Annotated in this window: 13 protein-coding genes and 5 tRNA genes; 14 read left to right on the forward strand and 4 right to left on the reverse strand. The window is 63.9% G+C overall.

Features of this window, described 5'->3' with window-relative positions; translation table 11 throughout:
- Window positions 1–28 precede the first annotated feature (28 nt).
- Both M2D63_RS05085 and M2D63_RS05090 read left to right on the forward strand, forming a co-directional pair.
- The gene (locus M2D63_RS05085) at window positions 29–919 is read left to right on the forward strand and encodes an ATP-binding protein (protein WP_285861731.1); all 891 of its coding nucleotides are present in this window, start codon (window positions 29–31) and stop codon (window positions 917–919) included.
- On the forward strand, window positions 916–1,398 hold the full coding sequence (locus M2D63_RS05090; protein ID WP_285861732.1) for a GAF domain-containing protein: 483 nt from the start codon (window positions 916–918) through the stop codon (window positions 1,396–1,398). Before M2D63_RS05085 ends, M2D63_RS05090 begins: the two co-directional genes overlap by 4 nt.
- Before the next feature lie 97 nt (window positions 1,399–1,495).
- On the opposite strand, the gene M2D63_RS05095 is transcribed toward M2D63_RS05090, so the two are convergent.
- Window positions 1,496–2,263, reverse strand: coding sequence for a hypothetical protein (locus tag M2D63_RS05095; protein WP_285861733.1), 768 nt, complete (start codon window positions 2,261–2,263; stop codon window positions 1,496–1,498).
- 336 nt (window positions 2,264–2,599) lie between these two features.
- On the opposite strand from M2D63_RS05095, the gene M2D63_RS05100 reads away from it, so the two are divergent.
- The 5 genes from M2D63_RS05100 (at window position 2,600) to M2D63_RS05120 (ending at window position 3,185) form a co-directional block, all read left to right on the forward strand.
- Window positions 2,600–2,675 (forward strand) — tRNA-Glu (locus M2D63_RS05100).
- A 2-nt stretch (window positions 2,676–2,677) separates the two neighbouring features.
- Window positions 2,678–2,753 (forward strand) — tRNA-Gly (locus tag M2D63_RS05105).
- A gap of 105 nt (window positions 2,754–2,858) precedes the next feature.
- Window positions 2,859–2,934, forward strand: a tRNA-Glu gene (locus M2D63_RS05110).
- Between the two features lie 5 nt (window positions 2,935–2,939).
- Window positions 2,940–3,015, forward strand: a tRNA-Gly gene (locus tag M2D63_RS05115).
- A 94-nt stretch (window positions 3,016–3,109) separates the two neighbouring features.
- Window positions 3,110–3,185: transfer RNA gene (locus M2D63_RS05120), tRNA-Gly, on the forward strand.
- 102 nt (window positions 3,186–3,287) lie between these two features.
- On the opposite strand, the gene M2D63_RS05125 is transcribed toward M2D63_RS05120, so the two are convergent.
- Together M2D63_RS05125 and M2D63_RS05130 are read right to left on the reverse strand one after the other, a co-directional pair.
- Window positions 3,288–3,698 carry a PA2817 family protein gene (locus M2D63_RS05125; protein ID WP_285861734.1) on the reverse strand — a complete coding sequence of 137 codons (411 nt, stop codon included), beginning with the start codon at window positions 3,696–3,698 and terminating at the stop codon, window positions 3,288–3,290.
- 69 nt (window positions 3,699–3,767) lie between these two features.
- Window positions 3,768–6,215 (reverse strand): acyl-CoA dehydrogenase, encoded by a 2,448-nt coding sequence (locus M2D63_RS05130; RefSeq protein WP_285861735.1) that lies wholly within the window; start codon window positions 6,213–6,215, stop codon window positions 3,768–3,770.
- Window positions 6,216–6,389: 174 nt separating this feature from the next.
- Here M2D63_RS05130 and M2D63_RS05135 point away from each other — a divergent pair, with 174 nt between their 5' ends.
- From M2D63_RS05135 to M2D63_RS05145, 3 genes are all read left to right on the forward strand, one after another.
- Complete coding sequence (locus tag M2D63_RS05135; RefSeq protein WP_285861736.1) at window positions 6,390–7,013, forward strand: glutathione S-transferase family protein; 624 nt, start codon at window positions 6,390–6,392, stop codon at window positions 7,011–7,013.
- 138 nt (window positions 7,014–7,151) lie between these two features.
- On the forward strand, window positions 7,152–8,096 hold the full coding sequence (locus tag M2D63_RS05140; RefSeq protein ID WP_285861737.1) for an ABC transporter ATP-binding protein: 945 nt from the start codon (window positions 7,152–7,154) through the stop codon (window positions 8,094–8,096).
- Window positions 8,093–8,872, forward strand: coding sequence for an ABC transporter permease (locus tag M2D63_RS05145; RefSeq protein ID WP_285861738.1), 780 nt, complete (start codon window positions 8,093–8,095; stop codon window positions 8,870–8,872). The genes M2D63_RS05140 and M2D63_RS05145 overlap by 4 nt, the downstream gene beginning before the upstream one ends.
- On the opposite strand, the gene M2D63_RS05150 is transcribed toward M2D63_RS05145, so the two are convergent.
- Window positions 8,840–9,382 carry a DUF2062 domain-containing protein gene (locus tag M2D63_RS05150; RefSeq protein WP_285861739.1) on the reverse strand — a complete coding sequence of 181 codons (543 nt, stop codon included), beginning with the start codon at window positions 9,380–9,382 and terminating at the stop codon, window positions 8,840–8,842. The genes M2D63_RS05145 and M2D63_RS05150 overlap by 33 nt on opposite strands.
- 142 nt (window positions 9,383–9,524) lie before the next feature.
- On the opposite strand from M2D63_RS05150, the gene M2D63_RS05155 reads away from it, so the two are divergent.
- The 4 genes from M2D63_RS05155 to lpxK all read left to right on the forward strand — a co-directional run bounded on the left by M2D63_RS05155 (window position 9,525) and on the right by lpxK (window position 13,891).
- Window positions 9,525–11,747, forward strand: coding sequence for a DNA internalization-related competence protein ComEC/Rec2 (locus M2D63_RS05155; RefSeq protein ID WP_285861740.1), 2,223 nt, complete (start codon window positions 9,525–9,527; stop codon window positions 11,745–11,747).
- Between the two features lie 70 nt (window positions 11,748–11,817).
- Entirely contained in the window at window positions 11,818–12,453 is a 636-nt protein-coding gene (locus M2D63_RS05160; protein ID WP_285861741.1) for a MotA/TolQ/ExbB proton channel family protein, read from the forward strand.
- A complete protein-coding gene (locus tag M2D63_RS05165; RefSeq protein ID WP_285861742.1) occupies window positions 12,450–12,881 on the forward strand; it encodes a biopolymer transporter ExbD in 432 nt (143 codons plus the stop codon). Before M2D63_RS05160 ends, M2D63_RS05165 begins: the two co-directional genes overlap by 4 nt.
- Entirely contained in the window at window positions 12,881–13,891 is a 1,011-nt protein-coding gene (gene lpxK / locus M2D63_RS05170; RefSeq protein ID WP_285861743.1) for a tetraacyldisaccharide 4'-kinase, read from the forward strand. Before M2D63_RS05165 ends, lpxK begins: the two co-directional genes overlap by 1 nt.
- The last annotated feature ends 18 nt before the right edge of the window (window positions 13,892–13,909 follow it).

Consider the following 13,909-nt stretch of genomic DNA (forward strand, 5'->3'; position numbering starts at 1 on the left):
TGTCCTTGAAACCGTCTGAGGAAGCCTTGTGGACTCTCGTTTGAATGCATTCCTGGAGCGTGCCGAAACCGTGCTCGCCCGTCTTGAACCCCTGTTGCCGGCACTGCGCCCGGAGATCGACTGGAACCACTGCCTGGCTGCGCGCTGGCAGCGTGATGGCCGCAGCGGTTATCTGCTGCCGCTTGAGGTCAGCCTGGACATGCGTCTGTCCGACCTGATCGGGGTCGACTTGCAGCGTGATCAGTTGGGGCGCAACACTCGCCAGTTCCTCGACGGCATGCCGGCCAACCACGCGCTGCTGTGGGGCTCGCGCGGCACTGGCAAGTCGTCGCTGGTCCGCGCCTTGCTGGCCGAACACGCCCAGGCGGGCCTGCGCCTGATCGAGATCGAGCGCGATCACCTGGCCGACCTGCCACGGGTGGTTGAGCAACTGAGCAAGCTGCCCCAGCGTTTCGTGCTGTTTTGTGACGACCTGTCGTTCGAAGCCGGGGAGGGCGATTACCGGGTGCTCAAGAGCGTGCTCGACGGCTCCCTCGAGCAGGCACCGGACAATGTATTGTTGTACGCCACCTCGAACCGTCGGCACCTGGTGCCGGAAAAACAGAGCGACAACGAAAACTGGAAGATGGTCGACGGCGAGCTGCACCCCAACGAGGCGGTGGAAGACAAGATTGCCCTGTCCGACCGCTTCGGCCTGTGGCTGTCGTTCTACCCGTTCACCCAGGAACACTTTCTCGATGTTGTCGAGCACTGGATCAGTGAACTGGCCAAGGGGCCGGGGCTGGTCTGGCAGCGCGACGAAACCCTGGAAAAAGCCGCTGTGCGCTGGGCAACCGGCCGCGGCAACCGTAATGGCCGTTGTGCCTATCAGTTCGCCCGGTACTGGGTAGGACTGCAACTGTTGGAGCAAAAACGATGATCGACCTCAATGCTGCCGGCGCGGGCCTGGAAGGCTACGGCCTGCTCGCGGCGCAGCTGGAAGCCCTGTTCGCCGACGAACGCGACTTCATTGCCAATGCCGCGCAGTTCTCGGCCTTTCTGTACAGCCAGGTCGAGGACCTGAACTGGGCGGGGTTCTACCTCAATCGCAATGAAGAGCTGGTGCTGGGGCCTTTCCAGGGCCAGGTGGCTTGCGTGCGCATTCCATTCGGTCGCGGCGTGTGCGGTGCCGCTGCAGCCAGTCGCCAGACCCAGCGGGTCGAAGACGTGCATGCCTTTCCCGGGCATATCGCCTGCGACAGTGCGTCGAACAGCGAGCTGGTGATTCCGTTGGTCAAGGACGGGCGCTTGATTGGCGTGCTGGACCTGGACAGTCCGAAACTGGCGCGTTTCAGTGAGGCGGATCAGGCGGGGCTTGAGCGTCTGGCACAGATTTTCCTGCGCCTGACCGATTGCTGACGACCGCTATGCGGTCGATCGCAGGCTTCGCCAGCTCCCACCAGGTTGTAGGAGCAACTGTCTTTGTGGGGGCTGGCGAAGCCTGCGATGGGGGTTATCAGTCGTAGATGACTTTCTTCTTCCAGTCTTCGCTGGTGTCGGTCTTCAGGCCTTCGGTCAGCTCGTTGACCTCATCCTCGGCCGGCTCCAGCTGGCTCAATACCTGGGCATTGGCCCGGGCCAGCAGTTTTTCCATGTATTCGAGCTGTTCACGGTAGAGCGCAGGGTCCTGCTGCTTGCGCAGGTACTGGACGCCGCGTTCGAACGCCAGGCGGGCATGGCCGGGCTGGCTCTGTTGCAGCGCCTGTTGCCCCTGGTTGTTGAAGAACTCGATATGCAGCAGTACCAGGATGTGGCGAATCTCCTTGATCCAGTGCTTGGCCTCGGTGGTCGGCAGGAAGCCTTCCTGGGCGGCGCGGGTGATCTGGTTGTGCATGCCTTCGAGCAGAAAACGCACATCCTTGGCCCGGGCCTCGGTCTGGATCGGGGAGGGCGGGTTGTTGACCGGCAGCGACTCACCCTGGGCGATCAGGCCTTCGAGTTCGGCGATGCGTGCACGGATCTCGCGGCTGTTCTTGTCCAGGGCCAACTGGCGCTGGTTGAGGTTCAGTTCGAGGCGGGTCAGCAGCAGCTTGAGGGCCGGGGTCATCAACTGGCCGGGGAAGGTTTCGGTGATCTCACCACAGCGGCGCAAACGGTCGGCCAGCTCGATCTTGAGTCGGGCGCGCTCGAGCTTGTTGTTCTCGACCACATTGTTGAGGTAGCCGATCACGATCAATAGTGCGATCCCCGCCACGATAAGCAGGGTGATCATTAGTGGTGTCACCGATAACGCCTCATACAGGATGATTTACCGTTCGAGTGTAGTGGCTAAGCATTTGGGCGGATAGGGTTGTTTGGCGGTTCTCGGGGGCTCCCTGATAGCGTTTTGCTGGTAGCCTGCCGCAGGCACGCGGGTTTGAGCCAGGGCCGGGTGTCAGAAAATAAACGCCAAAGCCCAGGCGCGCATAACCGCGTACAGCATTGCAAAGCACCGGGAAGTCATTGATTTAAATAAATTTATACAGAGGGGTTGACGACCTCTCAAAGCATCCCTAGAATGCGCGCCACTTGCAGCGTAAAGCACACAGCGAAACGCGGCAGGGAGTGAATGTTGTAGTGTGTCCCCTTCGTCTAGTGGCCTAGGACACCGCCCTTTCACGGCGGTAACAGGGGTTCGAGTCCCCTAGGGGACGCCAATGCGGGAATAGCTCAGTTGGTAGAGCACGACCTTGCCAAGGTCGGGGTCGCGAGTTCGAGTCTCGTTTCCCGCTCCAGTTTACAAAGGCTTTGCTTAACGGCAGGGCTTGTTAAAGAATCCAGGGTCTTGCCTTAAGGTTTGATCCGGATAACTGAAGCATGTTTTACATGTTTCGGGCGTCGTCCCCTTCGTCTAGTGGCCTAGGACACCGCCCTTTCACGGCGGTAACAGGGGTTCGAGTCCCCTAGGGGACGCCATTTTTGCGGGAATAGCTCAGTTGGTAGAGCACGACCTTGCCAAGGTCGGGGTCGCGAGTTCGAGTCTCGTTTCCCGCTCCAGATTTGGCGTCGCAGTACCCAAGGTACTGCATGCGTTGGAAAGAGGGTGTTTACACTTTCTTTCCTGCCGGTTAATCCGGTTGCTTCAAGATTTGCGGGAATAGCTCAGTTGGTAGAGCACGACCTTGCCAAGGTCGGGGTCGCGAGTTCGAGTCTCGTTTCCCGCTCCAAATAAAGAAACGCCGTTCGATTGAACGGCGTTTTTTTTCGTCTCGATTTTTTCGCGCCTGTCAGGCGACAGGGCAGACGTGTGCCCTGCGCGCCTTCGCAGGTCAATGCTTGCTGTCGTCGTCCGACAGGCTCAACAGCTGCTTTTCCTGGTTCCAGTCAAACGGCTCATCGTTCTGCTCGGCCTCGTAGCGGCGCTCTTCCAGGGTCTGGTAGACCTGCAGCTCTTCGTCGGGCATGTAGTGCAGGCAGTCGCCGCCGAAGAACCACAGCAGGTCGCGTGGCACCAGGTGGGCGATCTGTGGGTAGCGCTGGATCACCTGGCACATCAGGTCCTGGCCCAGGTATTGGCTCTCCAGGGGATCGACGGGCAATTGCGCGCGCAGTTCATCGAATCGCTCCATGAACAAGGCATGGCTCTCTTCCGGGACCTGCTCGGCTTCACCCAGGGCGACCAGGATACTGCGCAGGTGATCGAGCAGAAGGAGGTGATACTCCAGATGTGGGTTGGCCATGGGGCGATCCTCTTGAGCAAAAAAACGGGCGCGGGAGTATACGGCTCCCGGCGCCCTGTGTCCCGACCGTTAACGAATTTTACCGGGCGTGGGCAGCAGATCCTCCTGGTTGAAGGCATCGACATCGATGACGGCGCGGCGGGCGGCTTCGGTGGCCTGCAGGGTTTGTGCTTCGCCGGCTTGCAGCACGCCGGCCTCCAGCGCGGCCTCGATCCGGGATTGCCCGGGAGCGCTGTTGAACTGGCCGTTCTTGTGCGCCTGATGCAGTTTTTCGTACAGCGGCGCGGCTTCATCGAGCAAGGTGCTGGCGTGCTGCAGGGCGCCGACCGGGTCGTCGGCATCCTGCGGCCGGTAGCAGCCGACTAGCAGCGCCTCCAGCGCCGGGTCGCCCTTGGCCCGGCCGATCAGTGCCGCCACCTCGGCGTCCAGTTCGTCGCCCGGCCCGGTATGCCGGCGGCCAAACGGAAACACCACCAGGCGCAGGGCGCAGCCAAGGAAGCGATTGGGGAAGTTGTCGAGCAGCCGGTCCAGGGCTTTCTCGGCCTGGCCCAGGCTTTCTTCCATGGCCCAGCGCAGCAGCGGTTGCAGGTGCTCGGCAGAACCCAGGTCGTGGTAGCGCTTGAGCGCCGCAGAGCTCAGGTAGAGGTGGCTCAGCACATCGCCCAGGCGCGCCGACAGGCGTTCGCGACGCTTGAGTTCACCACCCAGCAGCATCATGCACAGGTCGGCCAGCAGGGCGAAGGCCGCCGCCTGGCGATTGAGGGCGCGGAAGTAGCCCTGGCTCAGGGCATCACCCGGTACTTTCTCGAAATGCCCCAGGCCCAATCCCAGTACCAGGGTGCTGGCCGCGTTGCCAACGGCAAAGCCGATGTGGCGCATCAGCAACGAGTCGAACTCCCTGAGTGCCTGGTCGTGGTCCTCGCGAGCCGCCAGGGCCATTTCCTTGAGCACGAAAGGATGGCAGCGGATCGCACCCTGGCCGAAGATCATCAGGTTGCGCGAGAGGATGTTGGCGCCCTCGACGGTGATGGAGATCGGTGCGCCTTGCCAGGCGCGCCCCAGGTAGTTGTTCGGGCCCATGATGATGCCCTTGCCGCCGTGCACGTCCATGGCGTGCTGGATGCATTCGCGGCCGCGTTCGGTCAGATGGTACTTGAGGATGGCCGACAACACCGAGGGCTTTTCGCCCAGGTCCACCGCCTTGGCCGTCAGCAGGCGGGCGCTGTCCATCAGGAAGGCGTTGCCGCCGATGCGCGCCAGTGATTCCTGGATGCCTTCGAAGGCGGCCAGCGGCACGTTGAACTGCTCGCGGATCCGCGCGTACTGGCCGGTGACCAGGCTGGCGTACTTGGCGGCACCGGTGCCGGCTGCCGGCAGGGAAATCGAGCGGCCTACCGACAGGCAGTTCATCAGCATCATCCAGCCCTTGCCCAGCATGGCCTGGCCGCCGATGAGGAAATCCAGCGGAATGAACACGTCCTTGCCGCTGTTGGGGCCGTTCATGAAGGCCGCTCCCAGGGGCAGGTGACGCTGGCCGATCTCGACGCCGGGGGTGTCGGTGGGGACCAGGGCCAGGCTGATGCCCAGTTCTTCCTCTTCGCCCAGCAGGTGGTCTGGGTCGTAGGCCTTGAACGCCAGGCCCAGCAAGGTCGCCACCGGGCCGAGGGTGATGTAGCGCTTTTCCCAGTTCAGGCGCAGGCCGATGACTTCTTCACCTTGCCACTGGCCCTTGCAAACGATCCCGGTGTCGGGCATGGCCCCGGCATCGGAGCCGGCCAGGGGGCCGGTGAGGGCGAAGCAGGGGATGTCGTCGCCGCGGGCCAGGCGCGGCAGGTAGTGATTGCGTTGCTCGTCGGTGCCGTAGTGCAGCAGCAGTTCCGCAGGGCCCAGGGAGTTGGGCACCATGACGGTGGAGGCCAGGTCGCCGCTGCGGGTGGCCAGCTTCATGGCCACCTGTGAGTGGGCATAGGCCGAGAAACCCTTGCCGCCGTACTCCCTGGGGATGATCAGGGCGAAGAAGCCATTGGCCTTGATGTGCTCCCAGGCGGCTGCCGGCAGGTCAAGGTCCTGGCCGATCTGCCAGTCGCTGACCATGGCGCAGAGCGCTTCGGTGGGGCCGTCGATAAAGGCCTGTTCCTCTTCGCTCAGCTGCGCCTTGGGGTAGCCGAGCAAGGTGTTCCAGTTCGGCCGGCCGCTGAACAGTTCGCCATCCCACCACACGGTGCCGGCATCGATGGCCTCGCGTTCGGTTTGCGACATCGGCGGCAGGGTGCGCCGGAACCAGCCGAACAACGGCCCGCTGAATACCTTGCGGCGCAGTTCGGGCAGCAGTACCAGCGCGGCCTTGGCGGCCAGCACCAGCCAGAAAATTGCCAGCAGCCAGCCGGGCGCATGGCTGAAGATGCCCATCAGCACCAGGTACGCTGCGAGCATGGCCAGCGCCGGCACGGCGGCGATACGCCGGTGGGCCAGGTAGGCCGCACCGATCACCAGAACCACTATCCACAACAGCAACATAATCCTTCCTCCGTGAATCCAGGGCGTCGGCCGATCCCTCAGAGCTTAGTCCGCATCTGCAGGTCGGCCTGTCTGAACAGTGACAGGCCATGACTGCAGGCGTTCACCCCGGCGATTGCCAGGGTCGATGTCTGGAGTAGACTGGGCGCCCCGCCTACCCATAAGGACGTCGTCATGCTCAAGATCTGGGGCCGAAAGAATTCGACCAATGTCAGGAAGGCACTGTGGTGCGCAGAAGAGTTGGGGCTGGAATACCAATCGATCGATGCCGGTGGTGCCTTCGGCCTGGTCAACGAGCCTGAATACCGTGCACTCAATCCCAATGGCCTGGTGCCGATGATCGAGGACCAGGGCCTGGTGCTCTGGGAGTCCAACGCCATCGTGCGCTACCTGTCGGCGCAATATGGCCGGGATTCGGGCTGGTACGCCGAGGATCCGCGCCAGCGCGCCGAGGCCGACAAGTGGATGGATTGGGCCACTTCGTCCCTGGCCACGCCGTTCCGCCCGCTGTTCTGGGGCATCCTGCGCACGCCGGCCGAGCAGCGCGACTGGGTGGCGATCAATGCCGCGCACAAGACCTGCGCGCAGTTGCTGTCGATTGCCGACCAGGCCCTGGCCGAACGTCCCTACCTGTCGGGCGAGCAACTGGGAATGGGCGACATCCCCCTGGGCTGCTTCGCCTACGCCTGGTTCGAGATGCCCATCGAGCGTCCCGAAATGCGTCACCTGCGCGCCTGGTACGAGCGCCTGCAGGAGCGGCCGGCCTTCCAGGCGGCGGTGATGACCGCCTTGACCTGATCACAACGGTCAATCTGATAGTTACTATCGATACTCATGACTGTACTTGTATGACCTGGACAAGCACCATGCTCATATACGTTGCGGTCGGCCTGCCCGACCGCGTTCCGAACCTTCGATACTGGTACATGACCCGCTATGAGTTCTGCTCTGTCCATAAGGCAGCTAACCAAAACCTACGGCAACGGTTTCCAGGCCCTCAAAGGCATTGACCTGGATGTCGCCGAAGGTGACTTCTTTGCTTTGCTCGGCCCAAACGGTGCTGGCAAGTCGACCACCATCGGCATCCTCTCGACCCTGGTCAACAAGACCAGCGGCAGCGTGAGCGTCTTCGGCCACGACCTGGACCGCAAGCCCGCCGCGCTCAAGCGCAGCATCGGCGTGGTGCCGCAGGAGTTCAACTTCAACCAGTTCGAGAAGACCTTCGACATCGTCGTGACCCAGGCCGGTTACTACGGCATTCCGGCCAAGGTGGCCAAGGAGCGCGCCGAGAAGTACCTGACCCAGCTGGGCCTGTGGGACAAGCACGATGTGCCGTCGCGTTCGCTGTCCGGCGGCATGAAGCGGCGCCTGATGATCGCCCGGGCGCTGATCCACGAGCCGCGCCTGCTGATCCTCGATGAGCCGACCGCGGGTGTGGATATCGAGCTGCGCCGTTCGATGTGGAGCTTCCTCACCGAGCTGAACCAGCAGGGCATTACCATCATCCTCACCACCCACTACCTGGAAGAAGCCGAGCAGCTGTGCCGTCACATCGGCATCATCGATCACGGCACCATCGTCGAGAACACCAGCATGCGTGAGTTGCTGGGCAAGCTGCATGTCGAGACCTTCCTGCTCGACCTCAAGCAGGAGCTGGCCCAGGCGCCGACGCTGATCGGCTACCCGTGCCGCCTGGTCACCCCCAATACCCTGGAGGTGCAGGTGGACAAGGGCGTGGACAACGAAGCCGGCATCACCGGGCTGTTCAGCCAGCTGGCGGTACAGAACATCGAGGTACAGAGCCTGCGCAACAAGACCAACCGCCTGGAGGAGCTGTTCGTGTCCCTGGTCGAGAAAAACCTGGCGAAGGTGGCGGTATGAGTTCGGAGCTGAGCGCCAACCTGGTCGCCCTCAATACCATTGTCTACCGTGAAGTACGTCGTTTTACCCGGATCTGGCCGCAAACCCTGCTGCCCCCGGCGATCACCATGGTCCTGTACTTCGTCATCTTCGGTAACCTGATCGGCCGGCAGATCGGCGACATGGGTGGCTTCACCTACATGGAGTACATCGTGCCGGGGCTGATCATGATGTCGGTGATCACCAACTCCTACGGCAACGTGGTGTCGAGTTTCTTCGGCAGCAAGTTCCAGCGCTCGATCGAAGAGCTGATGGTCTCGCCGGTATCGCCGCATACCATCCTCATCGGCTACACCCTGGGTGGCGTGCTGCGCGGCCTGGCGGTGGGGGTGATCGTCACCTTGCTGTCGCTGTTCTTCACCGACCTGCAAGTGCACCACCTGGGCGTGACCGTGCTGGTGGTGTTGCTCACGGCGACCATCTTCTCGTTGCTCGGTTTCATCAATGCGGTGTTTGCGCGCAACTTCGACGATATCTCGATCATTCCGACCTTCGTCCTGACGCCGCTGACCTACCTGGGTGGGGTGTTCTATTCGATCAACCTGCTGCCGCCGTTCTGGCAGACCGTGTCGCTGGCCAACCCGGTGCTGCACATGGTCAACTCGTTCCGCTACGGCATTCTCGGCGTGTCGGATATCCGCATCGGCGTGGCCATCGCCTTCATGCTGGTAGCCACTGCCGTGCTGTATGTCGGCTGCGCCCGGTTACTGGTCAGCGGCCGAGGAATGCGCACCTGACACCTTTTGCTTGCGCCGGCGCCACTGCCGGCCTACCCACCAGCGCCAATAGAGCATGGTCAGGCAGTAGGCCAGGGCGCCGAGCAGCAGGCCGCACACCACCGAGCCCAGCAGGAACGGCTGCCACAGGGTCGACAGCTGGTCGGTGATCCACTCGAAGGTCAGTTCCTCGGGCAAGGTCCTGGGCGGAATCTGCATCAGCCATGCGCCCATCTGGTAGGTGCAGTAGAACACCGGCGGCATGGTGAACGGGTTGGTCAGCCACACCAGGCTGACGGCAATCGGCATGTTGCCGCGCACCAGGATCGCCAGGCTTGCGGCCAGCAGCATCTGCATCGGTATCGGGATGAACGCCGCGAAAAGACCGACAGCCATTGCTCGCGCCACCGAGTGCCGATTCAGGTGCCAGAGGTTCGGGTCGTGCAACAGCCGGCCGAGAAAGCGTAAGGATTTGTGTTCCCTGATGCTGGTCGGGTCGGGCATGTAGCGTTTGAAGAGACGACGCGGCATGTAGGCTCTCGACTGTAGGAAGATGGCAAGTATGCACGGATTCTAAAAGCGCCCATTACAGACTTTGTGACAATTATTGAGCGAGCACCCGCTGCCAGTGATCTAAGCCTCAGAAGGTGAATCGCTTCTGGAGCTTCAAGCCATGCGCACAGGGATGTTGGCGCTTGCACTGGGGCTGTTGTGCCTGGGCGCTCTGCCGGTGTTGCCATCGGTCGGGATGCTGGTGGTCATCGCCCTGGTCGGTCTTTGTTGTTTGCCCTGGCGGGCTCGTCCGCTGGGGCTGTTCCTGTTGGGCCTGAGCTGGGCCTGCCTGTCGGCGCAGCAGGCACTGGATGATCGCCTGGATTCCGCCCTCGATGGCCGCACCCTGTGGCTGGAGGGCCGGGTCAGCGGCCTGCCGGAGCAGGGCGCTCGAGCAGTACGCTTCGAACTTGACGATCCCTGGTCGCGGCGGGCGCAGTTGCCGCAACGCCTGCAACTGAGCTGGTTTGGCGGGCCGACGGTAGCCAGTGGCGAGCGCTGGCGCCTGGCAGTCACGCTCAAGCGCCCCCAGGGTTTGCTCAACCCTCATGGTCCGGATCGCGAGGCGGCCCTGCTGGCCCGGCGCATCGGCGCCACGGGCAGCGTGAAGGCCGGCGAGCGCCTGGAAGCTGCCGGGCCGGCCTGGCGCAACGACCTGCGTCAGCGGTTGTTGGCGGTGCAGGCCCAGGGCCGCGAGGCGGCGCTGGTGGCCCTGGTGCTGGGGCATGGCGCCGGCCTTGCCCGGGAGGACTGGCAGACGCTGCAGGCCACGGGCACGGTGCATCTGCTGGTGATCTCCGGTCAGCATGTCGGGTTGCTGGCGGGGCTGGTCTATGGACTGGTCGCCGGGTTGGCGCGGCTGGGCCTGTGGCCGCGGGCCGTGCCCTGGTTGCCCTGGGCCTGTGCCGCAGCCTTCGGTGCGGCGCTTGGCTATGGCGGGCTGGCCGGCTTTCAGGTGCCGGTACAGCGCGCCTGCCTGATGTTGGCGGTGGTGTTGCTCTGGCGCCTGCGCTATCGCCATCTGGGCGTGGGTGTGCCGCTGTTGCTGGCGCTCGATGCGGTATTGCTGTGGGAGCCGCTGGCCAGCCTGCAGCCGGGGTTCTGGTTGTCCTTCGTCGCCGTCGCGGTGCTGATCTTTACCTTCAGCGGTCGTTTAGGCGCCTGGAACCCCTGGCTGGCCTGGGGCAGGGCGCAATGGATGATCGCTGTCGGCCTGCTGCCAGCGCTGCTGGCGCTGGGCCTGCCGGTCAGCCTCAGTGCGCCGGTGGCCAACTTGATCGCCGTGCCCTGGGTCAGCCTGGCGGTATTGCCGCTGGCGCTGCTGGGTACCCTGTTATTGCCCCTGCCGGTACTGGGCGAAGCCATGCTGTGGCTGGCGGGCGGGTTGCTCGATGGATTGTTTCGCCTACTGGCGGCAATGGCCCATTGGCGCCCGGCCTGGGTGCCGGAGCCGGTGCCATGGCTGGTCTGGGGCCTGTTGACCCTGGGGGTGCTGTTGCTGCTGTTGCCCCGCGGCCTGCCGATGCGGGTGCTGGGCTGGCCCTTGCTGCTGCTGGCGGTATTTGCGCCGAGGGAGCGGGTGCCGCACGGGCAGGTCGAGGTCTGGCAACTGGACGTCGGCCAGGGCCTGGCGTTGGTCCTGCGTACCCGTCACCACACGCTGCTGTATGACGCAGGCCCTGCCTTGGCCGACCAGGACCTGGGCGAGCGGATCGTGCTGACGACCTTGCACAAGCTGGGCGTGAGCGCGGTCGATCTGATGCTGCTCAGCCATGCCGACGCCGATCATGCTGGCGGTGCGCCGGCGGTACAGCGCGGATTGCCGGTGCGCAGCGTGGTCGGCGGTGAGGCGGCCAGGCTGCCAGCCGTCTTGCAGGCCCAGCCCTGTGCAAGCGGACGGCAGTGGCAATGGGACGGTGTGAGTTTCTCGCTCTGGCAGTGGCGGGGCGCGGGTGACAGCAACCAGGAGTCCTGCGTGCTGCTGGTCGAGGCGGGCGGCGAGCGCCTGTTGCTGACCGGCGATTTGGACGCTGCCGGCGAGCGGGCCTGGACCCGGGACTGGCAGGCCACCCGGATCGACTGGCTGCAGGCGCCGCACCACGGCAGTCGCAGTTCATCCAGCCAAGCCCTGCTGGATGCCACGACGCCGCGCGGTGTGCTGATTTCCCGTGGCCGCTACAACGCCTTCGGCCACCCCCATGCCGAGGTCATGGAACGCTACCGGACCAATGGCGTCGAAGCCTTCGACAGCGCTGTACATGGTGCGCTACGCCTGCAACTGGGGGCTTTCGGCAGGCCGTCGGGGCTGCGCGAGCAGCGGCGCTTCTGGCGCCAGCCCGGTTGACGACCTTCGGCAGATGAGCGTGCAGGGGTCCTATGGTAGAGTTACGGACTTTTTCAAGGGGATGCTTACTGTGTGGGAATTGGTCAAGTCCGGTGGTTGGATGATGCTGCCGATCATTCTGAGTTCCATCGCCGCCATGGCTATCGTCGCCGAGCGCCTCTGGACCCTGCGCGCCAGCCGGGTCACTCCACCGCACCTGCTGGGCCAGGTGTGGATGTGGATCAAGGACAAGCAATTGACCAGTGACAAGCTCAAGGCCCTGCGCGCCGATTCGCCGCTGGGCGAGATCCTTGCCGCCGGCCTTGCCAACTCCCGTCATGGTCGCGAGATCATGAAGGAGTGCATCGAGGAAGCCGCCGCCCGGGTGATCCACGAACTGGAGCGCTACATCAACGCCCTGGGCACCATCGCCGCCATGGCGCCGTTGCTGGGCCTGCTGGGTACGGTGCTCGGCATGATCGACATTTTCAGCGCCTTCATGGGTACCGGCATGGCAGCCAATGCCTCGGTGCTGGCTGGTGGTATTTCCAAGGCCCTGATCACTACGGCTGCCGGTCTGATGGTCGGTATTCCGTCGGTGTTCTTCCACCGTTTCCTGCAGCGACGCATCGACGAGCTGGTGGTCGGCATGGAGCAGGAGGCGATCAAGCTGGTCGAAGTGGTGCAGGGCGACCGTGAAGTCGACCTGGCCGAGGGCAAGGCGTGAAATTCCGGCGCAAGCCACGGGAGACCGTGGACATCAACCTGGCCTCGTTGATCGATGTGGTGTTCATCCTGCTGCTGTTCTTCGTGGTGACCACCACCTTCACCCGCGAAACCCAGTTGCGCGTCGAGCTGCCCGAGTCGGTCAGCGGCGCGCCGGCACCGGACGACGAACCCAAGCGCCTGGATATCACCATCAGCGCCGACGGCATCTATTCGGTGAACAACAACCTGTTGCCCAGGAGCGACCTGGCGACCCTGACCGAAGCCCTGCAGAAAGAATCTGCCGGTGATACCAAACTGCCGTTGTCGATCAGCGCCGACGGCAAGACCCCGCACCAGGCGGTGGTCACTGCCATGGATGCGGCCGGTAAGCTCGGTTTCAGCCAGTTGCGCATGACCACGGTCGAGGCGGCTCAGGGGACACCCTGATGGCCCTTGCCGATCGCCTGCTTGCCGCCTGGTACGATGGCCATCCGGCACTGGCGCTGCTGCGTCCGCTGGAGGCGCTCTACCGCCGGGTGGTGTTGCGCAAGCGCGCCCGCTTCCTGAGCGGGGAGAGCGCCAGCTACCGGGCAGCGGTGCCAGTGATCGTGGTGGGCAACATCACCATCGGTGGCACCGGCAAGACCCCGATGATCCTCTGTCTGATCGAGCATTGCCGCCAGCAAGGCCTGCGGGTTGGCGTGGTCAGTCGCGGCTACGGCGCCAAGCCACCGCAACTGCCCTGGCGGGTGACGGCCGGGCAGGACGCCAGCGAAGCGGGTGATGAGCCGTTGCTGATCGTGCAGCGCACCGGCGTGCCGCTGATGATCGATCCGGACCGTTCCCGCGCCGTGCAGGCACTGCTGGCCAGCGAGGTGCTGGACCTGATCCTCTGCGACGACGGCATGCAGCATTATCGCCTGGCCCGGGACCTGGAGCTGGTGCTGATCGACGCTGCCCGCGGCCTGGGCAATCGCCGCTGCCTGCCCGCCGGCCCCCTGCGCGAGCCGGTGGAGCGTCTGCAGGAAGTGGATGCGCTGCTCTACAATGGCGCTGTTGCCGACCGCGACGATGGCTTCGCCTTTACCCTCAGGCCCAGCGCGCTGGTCAACCTGCGCAGTGGCGAACGGGTGGGGCTTGAACATTTTGCGCCTGGCCAGGCCGTGCACGCAGTGGCCGGCATCGGTAACCCGCAACGTTTCTTCAATACCCTGCAAGGGCTAAACTGGCGGCCAGTACCGCATGCCTTTGCCGATCACGCGCAGTACAACGCCGAGGCCCTGAGCTTCTCGCCTTCGCTGCCGCTGATCATGACCGAGAAGGACGCGGTCAAATGCCGTGCCTTCGCCGCTGACGACTGGTGGTACCTGGCGGTCGACGCCGTGCCGTCCCCGGCCTTCCTGGCCTGGTTCGACGGCCAGCTAGAGCGTTTGTTGCAGGCATCGCCACAGCCCTGATTGCTTTCTTTTTCCGGC

This window comes from Pseudomonas sp. BJa5 (genome assembly GCF_030272875.2).
In the GTDB taxonomy this organism is placed as follows: domain Bacteria; phylum Pseudomonadota; class Gammaproteobacteria; order Pseudomonadales; family Pseudomonadaceae; genus Aquipseudomonas.

Excerpts from the sequence above, each read along its gene's own strand:
- M2D63_RS05145 (WP_285861738.1), top strand. The coding sequence starts at position 8,093 with ATGAGTTCGGAGCTGAGCGCCAACCTGGTCGCCCTCAATACCATTGTC.
- M2D63_RS05150 (WP_285861739.1), bottom strand. The coding sequence starts at position 9,382 with ATGCCGCGTCGTCTCTTCAAACGCTACATGCCCGACCCGACCAGCATC.
- M2D63_RS05155 (WP_285861740.1), top strand. The coding sequence starts at position 9,525 with ATGCGCACAGGGATGTTGGCGCTTGCACTGGGGCTGTTGTGCCTGGGC.
- M2D63_RS05140 (WP_285861737.1), top strand. The coding sequence starts at position 7,152 with ATGAGTTCTGCTCTGTCCATAAGGCAGCTAACCAAAACCTACGGCAAC.
- lpxK (WP_285861743.1), top strand. The coding sequence starts at position 12,881 with ATGGCCCTTGCCGATCGCCTGCTTGCCGCCTGGTACGATGGCCATCCG.
- M2D63_RS05090 (WP_285861732.1), top strand. The coding sequence starts at position 916 with ATGATCGACCTCAATGCTGCCGGCGCGGGCCTGGAAGGCTACGGCCTG.
- M2D63_RS05125 (WP_285861734.1), bottom strand. The coding sequence starts at position 3,698 with ATGGCCAACCCACATCTGGAGTATCACCTCCTTCTGCTCGATCACCTG.
- M2D63_RS05130 (WP_285861735.1), bottom strand. The coding sequence starts at position 6,215 with ATGTTGCTGTTGTGGATAGTGGTTCTGGTGATCGGTGCGGCCTACCTG.
- M2D63_RS05135 (WP_285861736.1), top strand. The coding sequence starts at position 6,390 with ATGCTCAAGATCTGGGGCCGAAAGAATTCGACCAATGTCAGGAAGGCA.